Source organism: Rhodococcus coprophilus NBRC 100603, from assembly GCF_001895045.1.
In the GTDB taxonomy this organism is placed as follows: Bacteria; Actinomycetota; Actinomycetes; order Mycobacteriales; family Mycobacteriaceae; genus Rhodococcus; species Rhodococcus coprophilus.
In genome coordinates this window covers 259,286-279,966 of the sequence record NZ_BDAM01000008.1, presented here as the reverse complement: position 1 = coordinate 279,966, position 20,681 = coordinate 259,286, and the positions used below count along the sequence as shown (strand labels likewise).

21 protein-coding genes are annotated in these 20,681 nt (G+C 67.3%); 17 read left to right on the top strand and 4 right to left on the bottom strand.

Annotated elements, in window-relative coordinates:
• Positions 1–133, bottom strand: a 133-nt coding sequence (locus tag RDCOP1_RS22060; protein ID WP_503826034.1) for a DUF8730 family Cys-rich protein, incomplete at its 3' end; no start/stop codon positions are given.
• Positions 134–215: 82 nt separating this feature from the next.
• Positions 216–1,595, bottom strand: a complete 1,380-nt coding sequence (locus RDCOP1_RS15300) for an MBL fold metallo-hydrolase (protein WP_072702072.1) — start codon at positions 1,593–1,595, stop codon at positions 216–218.
• 281 nt (positions 1,596–1,876) lie between these two features.
• Here RDCOP1_RS15300 and RDCOP1_RS15295 point away from each other — a divergent pair, with 281 nt between their 5' ends.
• From RDCOP1_RS15295 to RDCOP1_RS15265, 7 genes are all read left to right on the top strand, one after another.
• Positions 1,877–2,476, top strand: coding sequence for a rhodanese-like domain-containing protein (locus RDCOP1_RS15295; RefSeq protein ID WP_072701995.1), 600 nt, complete (start codon positions 1,877–1,879; stop codon positions 2,474–2,476).
• Positions 2,477–2,478: 2 nt separating this feature from the next.
• Positions 2,479–3,345 carry a sulfite exporter TauE/SafE family protein gene (locus RDCOP1_RS15290; RefSeq protein ID WP_072701993.1) on the top strand — a complete coding sequence of 289 codons (867 nt, stop codon included), beginning with the start codon at positions 2,479–2,481 and terminating at the stop codon, positions 3,343–3,345.
• Between the two features lie 72 nt (positions 3,346–3,417).
• A complete protein-coding gene (locus RDCOP1_RS15285) occupies positions 3,418–3,687 on the top strand; it encodes a metal-sensitive transcriptional regulator (protein ID WP_072701990.1) in 270 nt (89 codons plus the stop codon).
• 256 nt (positions 3,688–3,943) lie between these two features.
• A complete protein-coding gene (locus tag RDCOP1_RS15280; RefSeq protein WP_072701988.1) occupies positions 3,944–4,438 on the top strand; it encodes a glutathione peroxidase in 495 nt (164 codons plus the stop codon).
• Between the two features lie 5 nt (positions 4,439–4,443).
• A complete protein-coding gene (gene bluB / locus RDCOP1_RS15275) occupies positions 4,444–5,082 on the top strand; it encodes a 5,6-dimethylbenzimidazole synthase (RefSeq protein ID WP_072701986.1) in 639 nt (212 codons plus the stop codon).
• A gap of 110 nt (positions 5,083–5,192) precedes the next feature.
• Positions 5,193–5,897 (top strand): DUF2334 domain-containing protein, encoded by a 705-nt coding sequence (locus tag RDCOP1_RS15270; RefSeq protein ID WP_072701984.1) that lies wholly within the window; start codon positions 5,193–5,195, stop codon positions 5,895–5,897.
• A gap of 59 nt (positions 5,898–5,956) precedes the next feature.
• Positions 5,957–7,600, top strand: coding sequence for an FAD-binding dehydrogenase (locus RDCOP1_RS15265; protein WP_072701982.1), 1,644 nt, complete (start codon positions 5,957–5,959; stop codon positions 7,598–7,600).
• A 27-nt stretch (positions 7,601–7,627) separates the two neighbouring features.
• Here the strand turns inward: RDCOP1_RS15265 and RDCOP1_RS15260 are convergent, their stop codons facing one another.
• Positions 7,628–8,272, bottom strand: coding sequence for an MBL fold metallo-hydrolase (locus RDCOP1_RS15260; protein WP_072701979.1), 645 nt, complete (start codon positions 8,270–8,272; stop codon positions 7,628–7,630).
• Positions 8,273–8,447: 175 nt separating this feature from the next.
• On the opposite strand from RDCOP1_RS15260, the gene RDCOP1_RS15255 reads away from it, so the two are divergent.
• Together RDCOP1_RS15255 and RDCOP1_RS15250 are read left to right on the top strand one after the other, a co-directional pair.
• Complete coding sequence (locus RDCOP1_RS15255; RefSeq protein WP_072701977.1) at positions 8,448–8,927, top strand: carboxymuconolactone decarboxylase family protein; 480 nt, start codon at positions 8,448–8,450, stop codon at positions 8,925–8,927.
• Between the two features lie 4 nt (positions 8,928–8,931).
• A complete protein-coding gene (locus RDCOP1_RS15250; RefSeq protein WP_072701975.1) occupies positions 8,932–9,846 on the top strand; it encodes an LLM class flavin-dependent oxidoreductase in 915 nt (304 codons plus the stop codon).
• A gap of 9 nt (positions 9,847–9,855) precedes the next feature.
• Here RDCOP1_RS15250 and RDCOP1_RS15245 read toward each other — a convergent pair whose 3' ends face one another.
• On the bottom strand, positions 9,856–12,102 hold the full coding sequence (locus RDCOP1_RS15245) for a heavy metal translocating P-type ATPase (RefSeq protein ID WP_072701973.1): 2,247 nt from the start codon (positions 12,100–12,102) through the stop codon (positions 9,856–9,858).
• Positions 12,103–12,283: 181 nt separating this feature from the next.
• Here RDCOP1_RS15245 and purS point away from each other — a divergent pair, with 181 nt between their 5' ends.
• The 8 genes from purS to RDCOP1_RS15205 all read left to right on the top strand — a co-directional run bounded on the left by purS (position 12,284) and on the right by RDCOP1_RS15205 (position 20,647).
• Positions 12,284–12,529, top strand: coding sequence for a phosphoribosylformylglycinamidine synthase subunit PurS (gene purS, locus RDCOP1_RS15240; protein ID WP_072701971.1), 246 nt, complete (start codon positions 12,284–12,286; stop codon positions 12,527–12,529).
• Positions 12,526–13,203: a phosphoribosylformylglycinamidine synthase subunit PurQ gene (purQ, locus tag RDCOP1_RS15235; protein WP_072701969.1), complete on the top strand. Its 678-nt coding sequence runs from the start codon at positions 12,526–12,528 to the stop codon at positions 13,201–13,203. The genes purS and purQ overlap by 4 nt, the downstream gene beginning before the upstream one ends.
• A 180-nt stretch (positions 13,204–13,383) precedes the next feature.
• Positions 13,384–14,229 carry an SDR family NAD(P)-dependent oxidoreductase gene (locus RDCOP1_RS15230; protein WP_231923005.1) on the top strand — a complete coding sequence of 282 codons (846 nt, stop codon included), beginning with the start codon at positions 13,384–13,386 and terminating at the stop codon, positions 14,227–14,229.
• A gap of 45 nt (positions 14,230–14,274) precedes the next feature.
• Positions 14,275–15,432: a serine hydrolase domain-containing protein gene (locus RDCOP1_RS15225; RefSeq protein ID WP_072701967.1), complete on the top strand. Its 1,158-nt coding sequence runs from the start codon at positions 14,275–14,277 to the stop codon at positions 15,430–15,432.
• Between the two features lie 20 nt (positions 15,433–15,452).
• Positions 15,453–17,702, top strand: a complete 2,250-nt coding sequence (locus tag RDCOP1_RS15220) for a cytochrome P450 (RefSeq protein ID WP_072701965.1) — start codon at positions 15,453–15,455, stop codon at positions 17,700–17,702.
• A 72-nt stretch (positions 17,703–17,774) separates the two neighbouring features.
• A complete protein-coding gene (locus RDCOP1_RS15215) occupies positions 17,775–18,389 on the top strand; it encodes a TetR/AcrR family transcriptional regulator (RefSeq protein ID WP_072701964.1) in 615 nt (204 codons plus the stop codon).
• Between the two features lie 289 nt (positions 18,390–18,678).
• On the top strand, positions 18,679–19,977 hold the full coding sequence (locus tag RDCOP1_RS15210) for a M18 family aminopeptidase (RefSeq protein ID WP_072701962.1): 1,299 nt from the start codon (positions 18,679–18,681) through the stop codon (positions 19,975–19,977).
• Positions 19,978–20,056: 79 nt separating this feature from the next.
• Positions 20,057–20,647 carry a Uma2 family endonuclease gene (locus RDCOP1_RS15205; protein ID WP_072701960.1) on the top strand — a complete coding sequence of 197 codons (591 nt, stop codon included), beginning with the start codon at positions 20,057–20,059 and terminating at the stop codon, positions 20,645–20,647.
• The last annotated feature ends 34 nt before the right edge of the window (positions 20,648–20,681 follow it).

Here is a 20,681-nt window from a genome sequence, read left to right as displayed (position 1 = left end):
CCGGCGCCGGGGCGTCCTGGCCGCACGTGCAACGGTCGGCGGCGGGAACGGAGCGCATGACGGCGTCGACATGCTGTCCGCAGCCGTCCCATCCGGTCTTTCCGCAGGTGGGGCAGGCGACGGGGTAACACATGGGGAATTCTCCTCGGGTATGAGCGCGGTTGCGCGTGGGCGGGGTCCTCTTATCCGGTGGTGCCGGCCCGGGGACCGGACGGTCACACGGTGGCGTGGGCCTCGACCCAGGCGTTGTAACCGCCGACGAGGTCCGAGACGTTGTCGAAGCCCTGCGCGCGGAGCAGCGAGGCTGCGACGCTCGAGCGCCATCCACCCGCGCAGTGCACCACTATGGGCTTACCGGTGGGGACCTGCTCGAGGCGAACACGCAACTGTGCCAACGGAATTGCCACTGCGCCGGGGATCGTTCCCTGCTCGCGCTCACCCGGGTTGCGGATGTCGACGAGGGTGACGGCCTCGGCTGCGAGCAAACCGTCGAGTTCCTCGACGGAGGTGCGATGCGCGGGCTCTACGAGGTCGGCCAGTTCGGCCGGGAACGAACCGTCCTGCGGGACGGTGAGGTAACCGATCGCATTGTCGGATCCGATGCGGGCGAGACGCAGCGCTGCCTCTTGTTCCTCGCCGGGGTAGGTGATCAGCACGATCCGCTCGCCGACCTCGGCAACCATGCCACCGGTCTCGGCGAAGCGACCGTCGAAACCGACGTTGACCGATCCGCGCAGGTGCCCGTCGGCGAAGTCGTCGACGCTGCGCGCGTCGAGGACGCGGGTGCCGGCGGTGAGTTCCGCCTTCACCTGCGCCGGGCTCAACTCCGGGATGGTGTGATCCTGCGCGAGCAGGGGATGGATCCGCTTGTTCATGGCGGCATCCGCCGAGAAGTACGTAGGCGCGGCCGGCTGGCCTTCGGTGATCAGCGCGACGAAGGCGTCCTCGCTCATCGGCTGAACCGAGGGGTTCGTCAGTCGCTGCTCGCCGATCGTCGAGGTCAATTCGGTGGAGAGGTTCTTGCCGCACGAGGATCCGGCGCCGTGTGCCGGCATGACGGTGACCTCGTCGGGCAGGGTCAGCAGCTTCTCGTGCACCGTGCGGTACATCGCCCGGGCCAGGTCGCTGGTCGATCCGTCACCGAGGTTGACCAGATCGGGCCGGCCCACGTCGCCGATGAACAGCGAGTCTCCGGTCAGGACGGCGGACGGAACGGCGTCGGGATGCTCGCGGACCAGTACCGAAATCGACTCCCAGGTGTGTCCCGGTGTGGAGAGGATCTCGAGCTGGACGTCGCCGAGGGAAATTCGCTCTCCGTCGCGTAACCGTCGGATGGGGTAGTCGGTCTCGGCGGCCTCGCCGAAGCCGATCCACGCGCCGGTCGCATCGACCAGCTCGAGGTGCCCGGAGACGAAGTCCGCGTGGAAATGCGTGTTGATGACGCCTTCGATCGTGAGGTGGTGCTTCGCGGCGTCGTCGAGGTATTCGGTGATGTCGCGGCGGGGATCGACCACGATTGCCCGTCCGGTGCTTTCGTCGCCGATGAGGTACGACGCGTGGGACAAGCACTCGATGTAGTACTGCTCGAGAATCATGGGGTCCTCCATTGCGGGATCCGTGGGGTGTTGCGGGGTATGTAGACAGATTGGCATATACCCCCTAGGGTATGTCAAGTACCCCCCAGGGTATGTGTCCTCCACGGTGACGCTCTCGCGCCTCGATGTACGTCGACGGCAATCGCTGCTGTGTGCGGCCACACTTTCGAGTCGCTGGATATACCCATCGGGGTATGTGTACGCTCGGTGCGATAATACCCCTAGGGGTACAACGCTCAGAATGCACCCTCCGACGAAGAACCCGAACCGAAAGGCTCTCCATGAGTACGCCCGGCCCCGAAACCCTCGACCCGATCGCCCTCCAGGAACTGGTGGACGCAGGAAAGAACGTGCGCGTCATCGACGTGCGGACGCCCGGAGAGTTCGAAACCGTGCACATCCCCGGCGCATACAACGTGCCCCTGGACCTGCTGCGGGAACACCGCGACGAATTCCTTGCCCACCTCGACGAGGACATCGTTTTGGTATGCCGGTCCGGGCAGCGGGCCAGCCAGGCCGAGGAGACTCTGCGCATTGCTGGGCTGTGCAACGTGCACATCCTCGAAGGCGGGATGACAGCCTGGGACGCGCAGGGCCTGCCGGTCAATCGCGGTGCCCAGCGCTGGGACCTCGAACGTCAGGTTCGGCTCGTCGCGGGGTCGCTGGTGCTGACCTCCGTCCTGGGCAGCATCGCGGTTCCTCGGCTCAAGTGGCTCGCAGCCGGTATCGGTGGCGGTCTGACCTTCGCGGCACTGTCGAACACGTGCGCCATGGGCGCGGTGTTGTCCAAGCTCCCCTACAACCGCGGCGCCGGCTGTGATCCGCAGACGATCGTCGCGCAGCTGACCGAGTCGAAAACCGCACCGGCCGAAGGGAACTGATCATGATCGCGCTGACCGTGTCACTGGCGGTCCTTGTCGGCGTCACCCTCGGCCTGCTCGGCGGCGGAGGTTCGATTCTGACCGTCCCGCTGCTCGCCTACGTCGCGGGAATGGATGCCAAAGAAGCCATCGCCACCTCCCTGCTCGTCGTCGGCGTCACCAGCGCGGTCGGCGCGATCTCCCACGCTCGAGCAGGCCGCGTCCAGTGGCGGACGGGCATCCTGTTCGGTCTGGCCGGAATGGTGGGCGCCTATGCCGGCGGACTGCTGTCCCGTTTCATTCCCGGCGGCATCCTGCTGCTCGCGTTCGCCGCGATGATGATCGCCACCGCCGTCGCGATGCTGCGCGGACGCAAGAACAAGGCCGCAGCGGGTGACGGTTCTTCCATGCCGGTGGGCAAGATTCTGATCGACGGCGTCGTTGTCGGTCTGGTCACCGGTCTGGTCGGTGCCGGGGGCGGATTCCTCGTCGTGCCCGCGTTGGCTCTGCTCGGCGGTCTCCCGATGCCCATTGCCGTCGGCACATCACTGATCGTGATCGCCATGAAGTCCTTCGCGGGCCTGGGCGGTTACCTCTCCGCGGTGCAGATCGACTGGCGCCTTGCGGCGATGGTCACCGGGGCCGCGGTCGTCGGAAGCCTGATCGGTGGCCGTTTGACTTCGATGGTCGACCCCGATGCCCTGCGCAAGGGGTTCGGCTGGTTCGTTCTGCTGATGTCGTCGGTGATCCTCGCGCAGGAACTCCACCCGGTGGTCGGGATCGCCGCGGCGGTGCTGACTCTGATTGCGGGTGGTACCACGTATGCGTGCACCCGTTCGGCGCATTGCCCGTTGCGGCGATGGAGGCGAGTTGCCGCCGCCCCTGCGTGACGGCGGCGTGCGTTCCACAGTTTCGATACCCCTAGGGGTACGATGGCGAGACATACGTGAAAGGAAATCCACATGGTCGGCGACGACGAAAGCATCGCACTGGTACTCAACCGGTTGCGCCGCGCCCAGGGGCAGCTCGCCGGGGTGATCTCGATGATCGAGCAGGGGCGCGAGTGCAAGGACGTCGTCACGCAGCTTGCTGCGGTGTCGAAAGCGCTCGACCGCGCCGGTTTCAAGATCGTCGCCAGTGGGTTGCGCGAGTGCCTCACCGAGACGGCCGAAGGAAACAAGGAGCCGATGACCGAGGCGGAACTCGAGAAGCTCTTCCTCGCACTCGCGTAAGAACCGAGGCGCTGCAGGGTTTCGATGCCTGAAGTCCTCCCTGGGGGAGGTGTCGGCACCCCGCGCGCCCCGAAGTATTCCTTGACTGGAATACACATATCGAAGTCGACGGACGGCCCGCGGTGCGGTCCGAACGGACCTGCCCCACCCGGTGGAACGCCTGTAACGCGCGGTCACCGAAGCGGACGAACTGCCGGGATGCCGTCCGGCGCCGCTGTTCCCGGGCACTGAACACCGGGCAGGCTAGCTTGTAGGCATGACCAACGAACTGCAGAACATCACCATCAACACCCTTTCGGGTGAGCCCACAAGCCTGAAGGCCTACGAGGGGCACGCTCTCCTTGTCGTCAACGTTGCGTCGAAGTGCGGTCTGACCCCCCAATACGGTGCGCTCGAGCAGCTCGCGAACGACTACGCCGACCGTGGGCTCATCGTGATCGGTGTGCCGTGCAACCAGTTCATGGGGCAGGAACCGGGCACCGCCGAGGAGATCCAGGAGTTCTGCTCCGCCACCTACGGGGTGACCTTCCCGCTGATGGAGAAGATCGAGGTCAACGGCGACAACCGGCACCCGCTGTATGCCGAGCTCACCAGGCACCCCGACGCATCCGGCGAAGCCGGCGACATCCAGTGGAACTTCGAGAAGTTCCTGATCGCACCGGACGGCACCGTCGCAGCACGCTTCCGGCCCCGGACCGAACCCGACGCACCCGAGGTCATCGAGGCAATCGAAGCTGTCGTGCCGGCCTGACGATCATGTTCACGGCCCAAGCGCGCGACGCGCTGTACGACATCATCCGCATGCGCCGCGACGTGCGTGCCGAGTTCAGCGGTGAGGAGATCGCCGAGGACGTACTCCACCGCGTCCTCGCCGCTGCGCATCACGCACCGAGCGTGGGCAATACCCAACCGTGGGATTTCGTGGTCGTCCGCGACCCGGAGCGACTGGCCGCGTTCGCGGAACACGTCGCCGGGTGCCGCCGGGCGTTCGCCGAGTCCCTCCCCGAGGACAGGCGACGCACCTTCGACCCGATCAAGGTCGAAGGCATCACCGAATCGCGAACCGGCATCGTGGTCACCTACGATCCGGCGCGCGGTGGAAAGCACATCCTCGGGCGGCATACCGTCGACGAGTCGGGATTGTTCTCGGCGGTGCTGGCCATCCAGAACCTGTGGCTCGCGGCCACGGCGGAGGGGCTGGGCGTCGGATGGGTGTCGTTCTACGAGGAAGAGTTCCTTCGGGATTTCGTCGGCGCGCACGACCCCGTCCGTCCGATCGCATGGCTGTGCGTCGGCCCGGTCTCGCGTCTGCAGGAGGTTCCCGACCTCGAACGATTCGGTTGGCGGCAGGGGCGTCCGCTCGACGAGGCGGTCCACCTCGAATCCCTGCGGTAGCCCGTGACTGCGTGAACTCCTGCCGGCCGTCACGGTGCCGACCCGGGGCGGCCGGGCAGTCTTCAACCGGGTGATGTCCGGCGTTCACCTCCGGGTGCGACGGTGGAATCGTGAACGGACAACTGGTCGTGTCGCTCACCGGAATCAGGGACACCACCCGGGAGGTCGTCGAAGGATTTGCGCGGGAGATGGATGTTCGCGGGGTACCGCTGTCCCTGTGCGTGGCGCCGCGACTCGGAGGGCGCTACACGCTGCTGAGCGATCCGGGCACCCAGGAATGGTTGCTCGAACGGCGTGAAGGGGGAGACGCCATCGTGTTGCACGGATACGACCCCTCGTCGGCTGTCGGACGGCACCCCGAGTTTGCGCGCCTGCCACGGCACGAGGCACGCCTGCGACTGCTCGCCGCAGACAGGGTCCTCGAGGAGACCGGGCTGCGCACCCGGCTCTTCGCCCCGCCCCGGTGGCGCGCGTCGGCCGGGGCCGTCGCAGCGCTTCCGCAGGTTGGATTCCGGATGATATTGGAACACAACGTTATCCGTGATCTGAGCGTCGACGCCGTGATGAAATCTCAAGTGTACGGCATCGGTGACGGTGCTCCGTCGGGGCATTGGTGGTGCCGAGCCGTGGTCGCCGAGTCACAGCGGGTGACGCGACGGGGGGAGTTGTTCCGGCTTGCCGTCTCCGCCCCGACCCTGGCCGCGCCCGGTCTCCGGCGGGCAGTCCTCGCCGCGATCGATGTGGCACTGCGCCACGGCGCGGAGCCCACCGTCTATAGCCGGAGGAGTGCTCCGAAGAGGCGTGTGGCCGTCTGAAGAGTTGCGTCGGCGACTGTTTGTCCCGTGCGGCGCTCTCGCTCGGTACTGTTTGCGGCATGGACGCAGATGTGATCGTGGTGGGGGCGGGCCTTGCGGGACTCGTAGCGACGGGAGAGCTCGTCGACGCCGGCCGGAAGGTGCTCCTGATCGACCAGGAGAATGCGAACAACCTCGGGGGACAGGCGTTCTGGTCCTTCGGGGGGTTGTTCTTCGTCGACAGCCCCGAGCAGCGTCGTCTCGGGATCGAGGATTCGTACGAGCTGGCTCTCCAGGACTGGATGGGTACCGCGGGCTTCGACCGCGAGGTCGACGATCGCTGGCCGCGCAAATGGGCACAGGCGTACGTCGAGTTCGCGACAGGGGAGAAGCACGCGTGGCTCAAGCAGCGCGGACTCAAGATCTTCCCGATGGTCAACTGGGCAGAACGTGGCGGTTACGACGCTGCCGGACACGGTAATTCGGTACCGCGGTTCCACATCACCTGGGGCACCGGCCCGGCGCTCGTCGAGATCTTCGCCCGTAAGGTCCGGGAGGGTGTCGAGCGGGGACTGGTCAGGCTCGAGCATCGTCACCAGGTCGACGATCTCGTGATCACCGATGGAGCGGTCACCGGCGTCCGGGGCACCGTCCTCGAGCCCACCGACGCCGCTCGCGGCGTGGCATCGTCCCGGACGGCTGTGGGTGAGTTCGAGTTCGCCGCGGGGGCCGTCATCGTCACGTCCGGGGGCATCGGCGGCAACTTCGACCTCGTGAAGAAGAACTGGCCCGCGCGTCTGGGCGCACCCCCGAAGCGGATGCTCACCGGTGTGCCCGCGCACGTCGACGGCCGAATGCTCGAGATCACCGAGAACGCCGGTGGTCACATCGTCAACCGCGACCGGATGTGGCACTACACCGAAGGCATCACGAACTTCGACCCCGTGTGGCCCAACCACGGCATCCGCATTCTGCCGGGACCGTCGTCGCTGTGGCTCGACGCCACCGGCGCGCGTCTGCCCGTCCCGCTGTTCCCCGGATTCGACACGCTCGGCACGCTCGAGCACATCACCCGCACCGGGCACGACCACACGTGGTTCCTGCTCGACCAGAAGATCATCGAGAAGGAGTTCAGCCTCTCCGGCTCGGAACAGAATCCCGACCTCACGGGCCGCAACATCGGATTGCTCCTGCAGCGGATACGCTCGGGCGCTCCCGGCCCGGTGGATGCGTTCATGCGCCGCGGGGTCGACTTCGTCGTTCGCGACAACCTCGCCGATCTCGTGGCCGGGATGAACGAACTGACCCCCGAGACGCCGCTGGACTACGAAACCGTGCGTGGCGTCGTCGAATCGCGCGATCGGGAGATGACCAACAAGTACACAAAGGACCTGCAGGTCGCCGCGATGCGCGCGGCCCGCGCCTACAAGCCGGACCGAATCGCCCGGATCGCGTCGCCGCACCGGATCCTCGATCCGAAGGCCGGGCCGCTGGTCGCGGTGAAGCTGCACCTTCTCACCCGGAAGACGCTCGGGGGCCTCGAGACCGACCTGTCGTCGCGGGTGCTGCGCGCGGACGGATCGGTGTTCGAAGGGTTGTACGCAGCCGGGGAGGTCGCGGGCTTCGGTGGTGGCGGTGTCCACGGATACCGCTCGCTGGAAGGCACGTTCCTCGGTGGATGCATCTTCTCCGGCCGCGCTGCGGGGCGTGCGGCGGCGCGGTAACCCCGCCCGCCACCCGCCGCCGGGAGATCAGACCTCGACGTCGCTCTCGTGTTCGAGCACGCGGAACTCGGTGCCCTCGGGTGCCATGTCGGAGTACCGGCCGTAGAAGATGCCGTTTGCCTGATCGGTGATGATGCCCTGGTGGATCGGCACTGCCAGGCGGGGGTTCACAGCTCGGAGGTAGTCGACGGCTTCCCAGATCTTGAGCCACGGTGCTGCCGCCGGGAGGGCGAGCACGTCCACCTTCTCGTTGGGGATGTACAGCGAATCCCCCGGGTGCATCAGCCGCGCGGGGTTCTCGGCGTCGCCGACGATGAACACCGTGTTGTCGATGACAGGCAGGTCGGGGTGGATCACAGCGTGCCGTCCGCCGCTGCCCCGGATCGTCAGGTCGCCGACCGTGAACCGGTCGCCCGGCCGCACCGGCGACCAATCGCCTTCGAGAAGGTTTGCCGACTGCGGATCCGAGTACAGGGCCGCGCCGGGGTTGGCGTCGAGCAGTGCCGGCAGGCGCGCCGGGTCGGCGTGGTCGGGATGCTGGTGTGTGATCAGGATGGCGTCGAGGCCGGTGATTCCCTCGAACCCGTGAGAGAAATTTCCCGGGTCGAAAAGGATCTTCTTCCCGAGGTGTTCCACGAGGATGCAGGAGTGGCCGAAGTGGGTCAGTCGCATGCACCGAGTATGCCGTTCGCGACCGCGACAGTCGCTCGATCCCCGGTGCGCGCCCGAACTCGGTGTTATGGTTGCGCAGTCAACTAGTGCCTGCCCGGCAATGACTTTCGCAGTGCCCCGAGTTTTCGCAGTGTCACCGAGTACGACGGATGACCGACCGGCCCGAGGAGCAGAAATGACCGAAACCGGGGCATCCCGCGTCCTGATCGACAAGCAACACCGGTCCGTCTACCGAGCGCAGATCGCGGTCGCCGAAGCGGTGCGGAAGGCGGTCGCGGAGGCGGGTCTGGACCGGTCCCTCGTCGAACTGGTCAACATCCGGGTCTCCCAGATCAACGGCTGCGCCTACTGCCTCGACATCCACGTCGGCGCCGCGTTGAAGGAGGGCGTCTCGACGACGCGGCTCGCTGTTCTGTCCGCCTGGCGCGACACCGAGTCGTTCAGCGACCTCGAGCGCGCGGCACTCACACTCGCCGAGTCGCTGACAGTATTGCCCTCGACCCGCGAACAGGAACTCGACTACGCCGAGGCGCGCCGGCACCTCACCGACGAGCAACTCTCCGCGATCGCCTGGGTGACTGTCGCGATGAACGCGTTCAATCGCGTTTCCATCGTCAGCAGCCACACGCCACGCGCCACGGCGGAAGGGTCGTGACGCCGTGCCCGACTACGGACAGCCCCTGAGTTTCGGTAGTTTCCTCACGCCGTCCGCTGAAGACCCGGCGCACGTGGTCGACCTCGCGGTGGTGTCCGAACGTGCGGGGCTCGACCTGGTGACGATTCAGGACCATCCGTACCAGTCGCGCTTCCTCGACACCTGGACGCTGCTCAGCTGGATCGCGGCGCGCACCACGACCGTCACGGTCGCGCCGAACGTCGCGAACCTTCCCTTGCGCGGACCGGTGATCCTCGCGCGCAGCGCGGCGTCGCTGGACCGGCTCAGCGGCGGCCGGGTCGAACTCGGGCTCGGTGCGGGTGCCTTCTGGGATGCGGTGGCTGCCAACGGAGGACCGCAGCGCAGCGCGGGCGAGGCGGTGACCGCTCTCGTCGACGCGATCGCGGTGATTCGGGCCTTGTGGTCGGACGACAAGGGCGGGGCGAAGGTCGACGGAGAGTATTACTCGCTGTCCGGTGCGAAACGCGGCCCAGCCCCTGCACACGATCTCGGAATCTGGGTCGGCGCCTACGGCTCACGCATGCTCGGACTGACCGGACGGCTCGCCGACGGCTGGCTGCCGAGTTCGTTCGCCGCCGGGCCCGACGCCCTGGGAGAGATGAGTGCGCGGGTCGACGACGCCGCTCGCGATGCCGGACGGGATCCTGCAGAGATCCGCCGCCTGTACAACATCGCCGGAACTTTCGCCGATGTTGCCGACGGTTCGTTCCTGCACGGCCCGGCAGGGGTGTGGGCCGAGCAGTTGGCCGATCTGACTCTGCAGCACGGAACGAGCACGTTCGTTCTTGCGAGCGACGACTCGGCAGACCTCGAACGCTTCGCGGCCGAGGTCGCGCCGCGGGTGCGCGAACTCGTCGGCGCCGAACGCGGCGAGAAGGATTCGGCTCGTCCGGAATAGCGGGTTGTGTCAGCGGGGCGCGAACCTTCGCAGGCGCAGGCTGTTGCTCACCACGAACACCGAGCTGAATGCCATTGCCGCACCAGCGATCAGCGGATTGAGCAGACCCAGCGCGGCGAGCGGCAGGGCAGCGACGTTGTAGGCGAACGCCCAGAACAAATTGCCCTTGATGGTGCGCAGTGTCGCCCGCGCGAGACGGATGGCGTCGGGGGCGGCGCGCAGATCGCCTCGAACCAGGGTCAGATCCGACGCCTCGATGGCGACGTCCGTTCCCGTGCCCATGGCAAGCCCGAGGTCGGCCTGGGCCAGCGCTGCCGCGTCGTTGACGCCGTCTCCGACCATTGCGACGACCCTGCCCTCGGACTGAAGCCGCTCGATCACCTGCACCTTGTCTGCGGGCATCACTTCCGCGATGACCTCGTCGATGCCGACCTCCTGCGCGACCGCCTCGGCCGCGCCGCGATTGTCTCCCGTGAGCAGCACGGGACGAAGACCCAGTTCGCGGAGTTCGGATACGGCCGCACGAGAACCGTCCTTGACCGTGTCGGACACCACGACGACCGCACGTACCGCACCGTCCCAGGCCACCCAGATCGGTGTCCGGCCTTCGGATTCCGCCGCTTGCGCGTCGTGTCGGAGGCTGGACGGCGGTGTGGGCGACCATTCGTCGCGCAACCAGGCCAGCCGCCCGGCGAGCACGGCACGTCCGTCGACCACACCGGAAACCCCGCGCCCGCCGTGGTTTTCGAAGCTCTCGACACCGGACAACGGACGCGTCTGTGCGGCGTGGTCGGCAATCGCACGCGCGATCGGATGCTCGGATGCGTGTTCGAGCGACCCCGCGAGATGCAATACCTCGTCGGCGGATTCGTTCGGCGCCACATGAACGGAGGCGACGGTCATCTCGCCGGTGGTCACGGTTCCGGTCTTGTCGAGAACGACAGTGTCGACGCGTCGCGTGGATTCGAGGATCTGCGGGCCCTTGATGAGGATGCCGAGTTGCGCCCCGCGTCCCGTGCCCACGAGCAGCGCCGTGGGCGTCGCGAGACCCAGCGCGCACGGGCACGCGATGATCAGCACCGCGACCGCCGAGGTGAAGGCAGCCGAGACGGGATCGTCGGTGAACAACAGCCACGCGGCGAGGGTCAGCAGCGACAGCCCGATCACGATCGGGACGAACACCGCGGAAATCCGGTCGGCGAGGCGCTGGACCTCCGCCTTCCCGTTCTGCGCGTCCTCGACGAGGCGCGCCATCTGGGCGAGCTGGGTGTCGGAGCCGACGCGGGTAGCGCGGACGGTGAGGCGCCCGCCCGCGTTGACGGTCGCACCGACCACGGCGTGGCCGGGCGCGACCTCCACGGGCATCGACTCGCCGGTGAGCATCGACTCGTCGACGGCGGACGAACCCGATTCGACGACGCCGTCCGTCGCGATCTTTTCGCCGGGACGCACCACGAACACGTCGCCGACGGCGAGCTGGTCCACCGGGATGCGGGTTTCGGTGCCGCCACGCAGCACCGCGACGTCTTTGGCTCCCATGTCGAGCAGCGCCCGCAGGGCAGCGCCGGAGCGGCGCTTCGCCCGCGCTTCGAACCACCGGCCGGCGGCGATGAAGGTGGTGACGGCCGCGGCGACCTCCAGATAGATGTGCTCCTCACCGCCGCCGGACGCGAACAGTTCGAAGGTCATCTTCATGCCGGGCATGCCGGCGTGGGTGAAGAACAGCGCCCACAGCGACCACAGGTACGCGGCGATGACGCCGACGGAGATGAGCGTGTCCATCGTCGCGGCGCCGTGCCGCAGGTTGGTCCATGCGGCGCGATGGAAGGGGAGGGCGCCCCACACGACGACCGGCGACGCGAGTGTCAGGCACAGCCACTGCCAGTTGTCGAACTGCAGGGCCGGGATCATCGACAGCGCGACCACGGGGACGGTGAGCAGGGCCGAGACCGTCAGGCGCTGCTTCCATTGCGCTGCTTCGTCGGACTCGGGTCCGGTGTCTTCGGCGGCAGCGTCCCGGGGCTGCGGAGGTGCGGGCACTGCCGCGGTGTAGCCGGTGGCTTCGACGGTCGCGACGAGGTCTTCGGGCGTGATGTCGCCGCTGTAGCTGACCTTCGCCTTTTCGGTCGCGTAGTTGACCGACGCGGTGACGCCCTCCATGCGGTTGAGCTTCTTCTCGACGCGCGCGGCGCAGGAGGCGCAGGTCATCCCACCGATGGTGAGTTCGACGTCACGCGTCGTGTCAGCGGTGGTCATGTGGATGCTCCTTCGATGTCGTCCCTCCTTTATACCCCTAGGGGGTATGGGGCCGCTACTCCTCGCGCACGGTCTCCGGCGAGGCAGCGGCCGGTTCCGGACAAGAGGGCCTGAGCCGGTAAACTTCGATGGGTCCGGTGTCCGTTCCCTGGGCGCCAGCACTACTACCGAGGAGCAGCACGTGGCGCGTGTCGTCGTCGAAGTCATGCCCAAGGCCGAGATTCTCGACCCCCAGGGTCAGGCCATTGCCGGCGCGTTGTCGCGGCTGGGCTTCGCGGGCGTGACCGACGTCCGCCAGGGAAAGCGATTCGAACTCGAGGTCGACGGCAGCGTCGACGACGCTCAGGTGGAGAAGATCGCCGAAGCACTCCTCGCAAACACCGTCATCGAGGACTGGGCGGTTCGCCGGATCGACGGTGACGCATGAACGCACGCATCGGGGTCATCACGTTCCCCGGCACGCTCGACGACATCGACGCAGCCCGGGCCGTGAAGCTCGCCGGCGGCGAGGCCGTGAGCCTGTGGCACGGTGACGCCGACCTCAAGGGTGTCGACGCTGTCGTCGTGCCCGGCGGGTTTTCCTACGGCGACTACCTGCGGTGCGGAGCCATCGCGCGGTTCGCTCCCGTGATGACCAAGGTCGTGGAGGCGGCGCGCGGCGGAATGCCGGTCCTCGGCATCTGCAACGGCTTCCAGGTGCTCGCGGAAGCGGGCTTGCTGCCCGGCGCGCTGACCCGCAACGCGGGTCTGCACTTCGTGTGCCGCGACCAGTGGCTGAAGGTCGAATCGAACTCCACCGCGTGGACGTCGCGCTACGAGCAGGGTGCCGAGATCCTGGTACCGCTCAAGTCGGGCGAGGGCCGTTACCAGGCTTCGCAGGAAGTGCTCGACGAACTCGAGGGCGAGGGCCGGGTCGTGTTCCGCTACGTCGGCGAGAACCCGAACGGATCGCAGCGCGGCATCGCGGGCATTGCGTCGGCGAACGGCCGGGTCGTCGGCCTGATGCCGCACCCCGAGCACGCGACCGAGGCGCTCACCGGACCCAGCGACGACGGGCTCGGCATGTTCTACAGCGCGCTCGACGCCGTGGTCAACGCCTGATCTCCTGATCCACCGAAACCCCCGCCGTCCATCGGACGGCGGGGGTTTTTCTGTTGGTCGGGCCTCTCGTTCCGGTCGTTCTCTCGTCGAAATACCTATCCTCACCTGCGGCGGAAAAGTTTCACTAGACATACGTCTACCCAAAGTGTCATGCTCTGCGTCACCGGTGGCGGAGGTCGAGTGAGCCAGCTGCCGCACATCCCCGAGGAGATTCGTATGCAGTTCCAGGACAAGGTCGTTTTCATCACCGGTGCCGCGTCGGGCATGGGTCTTGCCACCGCGCAGGCATTCGCCGACCAGGGCGCCGTCGTTTACGGCGCCGACATCTCGGCCGAGAACCTCGCTCGCGACTTCGCGGCGCTCCCCGGAGCCCACGCCGTTCCCCTCGACATCGCCGACAGTGCCGCCGTGCGCGAAGCCTTCGCCACCGTCGAGCATGAGCACGGCCGGCTCGACGTGCTCGTCAACGCGGCAGGCGTCAACGCTCCCAACAAGGCGGCGCTCGACGCCCTCAACGCCGAGAACTACAAGGGCTTCGAGGCGATGAAGGAAGGCCGGCAGCACAACCCGGAGTTCTACGAAACCATCACCGACGAGGATTTCGACCGCGTCCTGAAGATCAACCTGTACGGCCCCTTCTACACGATGCGTTCCGCGGTGCCGCTGCTCAAGAAGGCAGGCGGCGGCGCGATCATCAACTTCTCCTCGGCCGCCGCGCTGATGTCGGTGGCGATGCCCGCGTACTACCCGGCATCCAAAGCCGGTGTGCTCGGCCTGACCCGGGAGGCTGCGACCGAACTGGCTCCCTTCAACATCCGTGTCAACTCTCTTGCGCCCGGGGCCGTCGACACGCCACTGTTCCGCCAGAGCGACGAGGAGTTCTCCGACTTCCTCATTTCGATGCAGCCCATCAAGCGGCCCGCCACCCCCGAGGAGATCGCCAAGACGGTGCTGTTCCTCGCGGGTGCAGAGGGCTCCTACTACACCGGTCAGACGTTCTCGCCGTCCGGCGGATTGGTCATGTGACCCACCGCTGATCCCCGCCGCACCGAGAGAAACAGGACCGCCACCATGCCCGCTCTGGACCCCACCGCACTGACCCGGCTCACCGACGAGATCCGCCGCGACATCGACCGCGGCGACTACGACGGCGTCAACATCATCGTTGCCCGTCACGGCGACATCGCTGTGCACGAGACGATCGGTTACGCGGAACGAGCCACGGACGCAGCCCTGCGCCCGGACAGCGTCTTCCGCATCCTCTCGATGTCGAAGGCGTTCACCAACACGCTCGCGTACCGCGCCCTCGGCGAAGGCAAGCTCGCGCTATCGACACGGGTCGTCGACATCATCCCGGAGTTCTTCGGCACCGACGTCTTCCGCTCGGTGCGCAAGGACCGCATCAACCTCCACCACCTCCTCACACACCGCTCGGGAATGCCCGCCACCCCCAATCCCGGCCTCGGACCGGAGCGCTTCGGGGTACTCGCCGACGTGATCGACGCGCTGTGCTCCGTGGACGTCGTCAACGAACCCGGGACCAACCTCAACTACGCGCCGTCGATCAACCACGCCCTCATGGGTGAAATGGTCCGTCGTGCCTACGGTTACGAACACTTCCGGGACCTCGCGCGGGATCTCGTCTTCGAGCCGCTCGGGATGACGCGGACGGCGTTCGGCATGCCCGACGCCTGGCGCGCGGACGCGGTGCCGCTCAAGGCATACGTACCCGACAACGGCTGGCTGTCGCCGGCGGACATCGAAAACCTCAACGACACCATCACCGAGGCCGCGGAGATCCCGTGGGTCGGTGCGGTCAGCACCGCGGAGGACATCTTCGCCTTCGCCGAGATGTTCCGCCGCAAGGGCGAAGTGAACGGACAGCACCTCGTCGCTCCCGTGGTCGTCGACCACGCCACGACCCTGCAGACCGGTGACATGCCCAATGATCTCTACGCGGGCATCGCCGCGAGTCGCGGATGGGAAACCCCGCCCGGAAACTTCGGTCTCGGATTTTCCTTGTCCGGCACGGGTCCCCACGCATCGTTCTTCGGACCCTTCACCTCACCTCGTACCTTCGGAAACTACGGTGCCGGGTCGTCCCTGTTCTGGGTCGACCCTGAACTCGACATGACGTTCGTATTCCTGTCGGCCGGCTGCATGGACGAAGGCGACAACGTCGCGCGATTCCAGAAGCTCTCCACCATGGCCGCCGCGGCCGCCCTCTGACTCCTCCGGGAAGACCTGACATGACCCTTACGCCCGAAGCTCCCTCCGCTTCCCGGTGCCCTGTCGCGCACGGTTTCGACGCACTGAGCGACGACTACTTCACCGACCCCGCAGCACATTTCGCGAAGTTCCGGGACGAGACGCCCGTGTTCTTCTACCCGTACCTCAACGCGTGGATCGTCAACCGCCGCGAAGACGTCGAGACGGTGCTCGCCGACTGGCAGCGGTTCACCTCCGGCGGCAACAGCGGCACCATCGACGTCCCCGAACAGTTCCGGGCGATCGTGCCCCCGGACCTGATCACACAGATGCTGGTGGGATCCGATCCGCCGAGCCACACCGACCACCGGTTCGTCGCGCAGCGCGGGTTCACCAAAGAACGCATGGAGGCACTGCAGCCGGAGATCGAGGCGCGCGCACACCGCGTCGTCGACGGCTTCGAGGCACGCGGCTCCGGCAACCTCGTGACGGACTACGCGCTCGAACTCACCACGCAGACGATCATGGCGCACATGGGTCTCGGGTACGAGCACGACGCGATGATGCGCCAACTCCGGGACGACTTCGCGATGATCCTCGCGTCGGCTGCCGAACCGATGGCCGAGCCGCTGCGAACCCAGGTCTGGCAGCGCTACATCGATGCGACCCTCGTACTGCGTCGCATCATCGACGAGCGTCGTGAGAACCCCGGCGCCGATCTGATTTCCGATATGGCGATCGTGAACGACAAGGACGGCAACCGGATGCTGTCGGCTGCCCAGATCGCCGTGCATCTCACCGAATTCGCAATGGCCGGCGTCGATTCGACCACCCAGGCGGTCTCCAACGCGGTGTTGTTCCTCGCGCGGAACCCGGAGACCCTCGCCGAGGCGATCGAGGATCCCGGACTCTGGCAGCGAGTGTTCGAGGAGACCGTGCGACGCAGGCCGTCGTCACCGTTCGCCGCGCGTCAGGCGCAGCAGGACATCGAACTGGGCGGCGCGCACATCCGGAAGGGCGACATGGTGTGGCTGGCGCTGGCCAGCGCCAACACCGACCCGGCGCGGTGCCCGCACCCGTTCGAGTTCGACATCCACCGCCCCGAACCCGAGAACCACCTCGCGTTCACCCAGGGCCGGCACACCTGCCTCGGCCAGGCACTCGCGCGGGTCCAGGGTGCGACGGCACTGAAGGTGCTCTTCGAACGGCTCCCGTCGTTGCGTCCCGCGGCGGAGGTTCCCCTCGACTTCCTGCCGATCGCGCTGCTTCCGGTGCGCCGGACCCTGCCGGTGACCTGGGATGTCGCCGACATCGAGCGGGCGAAAACCAAGACCGCCCGGCACATGGAACTCACGGTGCTCGAGCGCTGCGACGAATCCGACGGGGTGGTGTCGCTGACCCTCGGCCACCCCGACGGCGGCGCACTGCCCACGTGGAAGCCGGGCGCGCACATCGAAGTTCGGCTCGGCGACGGTGACGACGCTCTGCTGCGACAGTACTCGCTGTCGTCGTCTCCGCAGGACAGCACCCGCTGGCGGATCGGTGTGCTCCGCGAACCGGATTCGCGCGGTGGATCTCAGTACGTACACGACCGGCTGCGGGACGGCGCGACCGTCACGGTGGGCTTCCCCCGCAACAACTTCCGTCTCCGCCCCGCCGCGCGGTACGTCTTCGTAGCCGGAGGAATCGGCATCACCCCGATCCTGCCGATGATCGCGCAGGCCGAGGCCGACGGTGCCCGCTGGGAGCTGCTCTACGGCGGCCGCACCCGCGCGTCGATGGCCTTTCTCTCCGAACTCGAGCGGTTCGGCGACAAGATCACCGTGTGCCCACAGGACGAAACCGGTCTGCTGGATCTGCGTGCGTTGCTCGCCGAGCCCACCGAGGACACGCTGATCTACTGTTGCGGTCCCGAGCCGCTCCTCCAGGCGATCGAAGCCGCGAGCGCGCACTGGCCGGTCGGGTCGCTGGTTACGGAACGCTTCGCCGCGAAGAAGATTGTGCGCACCGAACCGGACGTGGCGTTCGACGTCGACTTCTCCCGATCCGGGATCACCGCCACGGTGCCCGCCGGGAAATCGGTGCTGGACGTGGCGGAGGAGATCGGTATCGAGGCGTTGTCGTCGTGCAAGGAAGGGACGTGCGGCACCTGCGAGGTCCGGATTCTTGCGGGACGCGCCGACCATCGGGACTCGATCCTCACCCCCGGTGAGCAGGAGCGGAACGAGACGATGATGATGTGTGTCTCGCGCGCGGAGAAGGGGTGCTCGAAGCTCGTGCTCGATGCCTGACCGTGCGAAAACTCGAACGGATTCCGGCGGCGGGACCGGTAGGGTTTCGTGCGACGAGATGCGGGAGGGCGAGTGGCACCGAGAACGGCGGTTGTGCCGAAGATGACGCGGGTCGAGCAGAAACGCGCGACGCGTGAGGCACTAATCGAATCGGCGCGGGCACTGTTCGTCGAATCGGGATACACCTCCACCACGGCAGAGGCGATCGCCAAGGCCGCAGGCGTGTCCCGCGCGACGTTCTACCTGCACTTCCGGTCCAAGGCGGAGATCGTGCAGTGGCACATGTCGGCGCTCGAACAGCCGATCCGGGACGCCTACCGGCGGCTCGACGCGTTCGAGGACCCGTCGCTCGGCGAAGTCACGGCCTGGTTGAACGAGCACGCGCTGTTCTGGCGGGCGCACCGGGCCGAGTTCGCCAGCATGGAGCAGGCGCTCTCCCACGAGCCTCTCGTGTCCGACGAATGGTTCGCCATGTTGCGCCGTGTCGCGTCGGGTATGGACAACCTGCTGGGGCGGCAGTCGAGCGACGACGCGCGTCTGAGGGCGCGGTTGCATGTGACGTCGATGTTGATGTCGACCGACCGCAACTTCCATTTCGCCCTGGTGCAGGGGCACGACGAGAATTTCGAGCGGCTCATCTCGGTGCTCGCCGAGCAGTGGCTGTACTGCCTGACCCGCGTGGACTGACCCGCACGGAGCTGGAAAACACGGAGCTGGAACACGCGGAGCTGGAACACGGAACGAGGGATCCCATCGCCGTCCCGATCGGCGACGAGATCCCTCGTCCGTGTAACCCGGAGCTCAACCCCCCGATCGAGTCCCGAGCCGGCACCGCCGTCCTCATCGGTGGTAGTGCCGACCATCAGTGTGCCCGGCTCGCCCGGTTTTGTCGCGGGAAAGCGCCGAAAAGGTCACGCGCACCCCGCGCCGAACGGTCTCTCGCGTCGCCGGTCCCCGGAGGTGCGAGGATGCAGGCATGCCTTCGATGACGCGAGCGGATGCCCCCGGCCTGTGTAATTTCGTCGACCTGTCGCCGTCTCCGTTCCACGTGTGTGCGACGGCAGCCGCCGCACTCGGCGAGGCCGGCTTCGTCCAACTCGAGGAATCGCAGCCCTGGCCCGCCGAGCCGGGACGCTACTTCCTCATCCGCGGAGGGTCGCTCGTCGCGTGGAGCACCGAAGGCGACGACGGCGACCCGGCACGGCCCTTCCGCATCGTCGGCGGTCACACCGACAGCCCCAACCTGCGGGTGAAGCAGCATCCCGACCTGATCTCGGCAGGGTGGCGGCTCGTCGGCCTCGAGCCGTACGGCGGAGCATGGCTCAACTCCTGGCTCGATCGTGACCTCGGTGTGTCCGGACGGTTGACCGTGCGATCGGGGTCCGGGACCACCGACGTGCTGGCCCGCATCGACGACCCCGTCCTGCGCGTGCCGCAACTCGCGATCCACTTGTCGGAGGACCGCAAGGGCGTTCACCTCGATCCGCAGCGGCACCTCAGCGGGGTGTGGGGCATCGGCACCGAGCCGCGCTCGTTCATGGCATACGTCGCCGAGCACGCGGGGGTCGAGCCAGGCGACGTGCTCGGATGGGAGCTGATGACACACGATCTGGCCCCGAGTTCGCTCGTCGGCGCAGACCGTGATCTGGTCAGCGCACCGCGCCTGGACAACCAGGCCACGTGCTACGCCGGGCTGCAGGCGATGCTCCACGCAGCCGATCACGTGGCCGCGCAGTCGGGACCGGTGCCGCTGCTCGCCCTGTTCGACCACGAAGAGGTCGGGAGCATGTCCGACCGGGGAGCCTTCTCCGACCTGCTCAACACCGTGCTCGAGCGCATTGCACTGGTCCGCGGTGACGGACGCGAGGAATACCTGCGAGCTCTGGCCGGATCGGTGGTCGCCTCGGGGGACATGGCCCACGCGACCCATCCCAACTATCCGGACCGTCACGAACCCGCCCACCGGATCGCGGTCGGCGGGGGACCGGTGCTCAAGGTCAACCAGAACCTGCGTTACGCGACCGACGCGGCCGGCGCCGCCGCGTTCGCGCTCGCCTGCGAGCAAGCGGGCGTCCCGCTGCAGCGCTACGTGCATCGCGCGGACCTGCCGTGCGGCTCGACCATCGGGCCCATCACCGCGTCGCGCACGGGGCTGACCACCGTCGATGTCGGCGCACCCCAGCTCGCGATGCACTCGGCGCGCGAACTCATGGGTGCGGCCGACGTGAGGAGCTACGCCGATGCGCTCGCGGCGTTCCTGACGCCCACAGCCTGAGCTGTTCCCGACACCACCCGCGTCCGCCGGTGACAGACTGGGGTGGACCTGTCCGGCCCGAACGAACGGGAGTGCTGGCGTGAGCAGCCCGACGTACCCCGATCACCTGCTGACCCTCGACGACTGGGTTGCGCTGCCGGACCACGAGCAGCACCACATCGAAGTGTGCGAAGGCGTGCTCATCGCGTCTCCGCCACCGGGATCCCGGCACGATCACGCCGAGATGATGCTGGCGATGCAGCTCGACGACCAGCTACCCGACGACCTGTGCGTGCTCGGAGGCGTCGAGGTGCTGGTCTCCGACAACCCGCTGACCGTGCGGGTGCCGGACGTCATCGTCGTCGACCGGTCGCTCGTCGACGCCGACCCGGATCGCGCTCCCGTCGGGGAGGTGCGGCTTGTCGTCGAAATCACGGTGCCGGGCACCGCGCGCACCGACCGGGTCACCAAATTCTCCGAGTACGCCGAGGCGGGAGTGCCGCAGTACTGGATCGTCGATCTCGACGGACCGCCGATGATGGCGGTGTTCGCGCTCGAGGACGGCTGGTACCGCTACGACGGTGATCGCATCGGTACGACCACCCTGAAAGCGGTGGGTTCCGACGTCACCCTCGCGCTGACGGACCTCGTGCCCGCACCGGTGGACCCTGTCGAGCCTTCGCCCCGATAGACTGGCCCCTGGCAGTGCCCGCCCGGCCTGCTGT

What these genes read in the sequence shown, in the direction of transcription:
- RDCOP1_RS15300 (WP_072702072.1), bottom strand. Translation starts at nt 1,595, where the DNA reads ATGATTCTCGAGCAGTACTACATCGAGTGCTTGTCCCACGCGTCGTAC.
- RDCOP1_RS15295 (WP_072701995.1), top strand. Translation starts at nt 1,877, where the DNA reads ATGAGTACGCCCGGCCCCGAAACCCTCGACCCGATCGCCCTCCAGGAA.
- RDCOP1_RS15290 (WP_072701993.1), top strand. Translation starts at nt 2,479, where the DNA reads ATGATCGCGCTGACCGTGTCACTGGCGGTCCTTGTCGGCGTCACCCTC.
- RDCOP1_RS15285 (WP_072701990.1), top strand. Translation starts at nt 3,418, where the DNA reads ATGGTCGGCGACGACGAAAGCATCGCACTGGTACTCAACCGGTTGCGC.
- RDCOP1_RS15280 (WP_072701988.1), top strand. Translation starts at nt 3,944, where the DNA reads ATGACCAACGAACTGCAGAACATCACCATCAACACCCTTTCGGGTGAG.
- bluB (WP_072701986.1), top strand. Translation starts at nt 4,444, where the DNA reads ATGTTCACGGCCCAAGCGCGCGACGCGCTGTACGACATCATCCGCATG.
- RDCOP1_RS15265 (WP_072701982.1), top strand. Translation starts at nt 5,957, where the DNA reads ATGGACGCAGATGTGATCGTGGTGGGGGCGGGCCTTGCGGGACTCGTA.
- RDCOP1_RS15260 (WP_072701979.1), bottom strand. Translation starts at nt 8,272, where the DNA reads ATGCGACTGACCCACTTCGGCCACTCCTGCATCCTCGTGGAACACCTC.
- RDCOP1_RS15255 (WP_072701977.1), top strand. Translation starts at nt 8,448, where the DNA reads ATGACCGAAACCGGGGCATCCCGCGTCCTGATCGACAAGCAACACCGG.
- RDCOP1_RS15245 (WP_072701973.1), bottom strand. Translation starts at nt 12,102, where the DNA reads ATGACCACCGCTGACACGACGCGTGACGTCGAACTCACCATCGGTGGG.
- purQ (WP_072701969.1), top strand. Translation starts at nt 12,526, where the DNA reads ATGAACGCACGCATCGGGGTCATCACGTTCCCCGGCACGCTCGACGAC.
- RDCOP1_RS15225 (WP_072701967.1), top strand. Translation starts at nt 14,275, where the DNA reads ATGCCCGCTCTGGACCCCACCGCACTGACCCGGCTCACCGACGAGATC.
- RDCOP1_RS15220 (WP_072701965.1), top strand. Translation starts at nt 15,453, where the DNA reads ATGACCCTTACGCCCGAAGCTCCCTCCGCTTCCCGGTGCCCTGTCGCG.
- RDCOP1_RS15210 (WP_072701962.1), top strand. Translation starts at nt 18,679, where the DNA reads ATGCCTTCGATGACGCGAGCGGATGCCCCCGGCCTGTGTAATTTCGTC.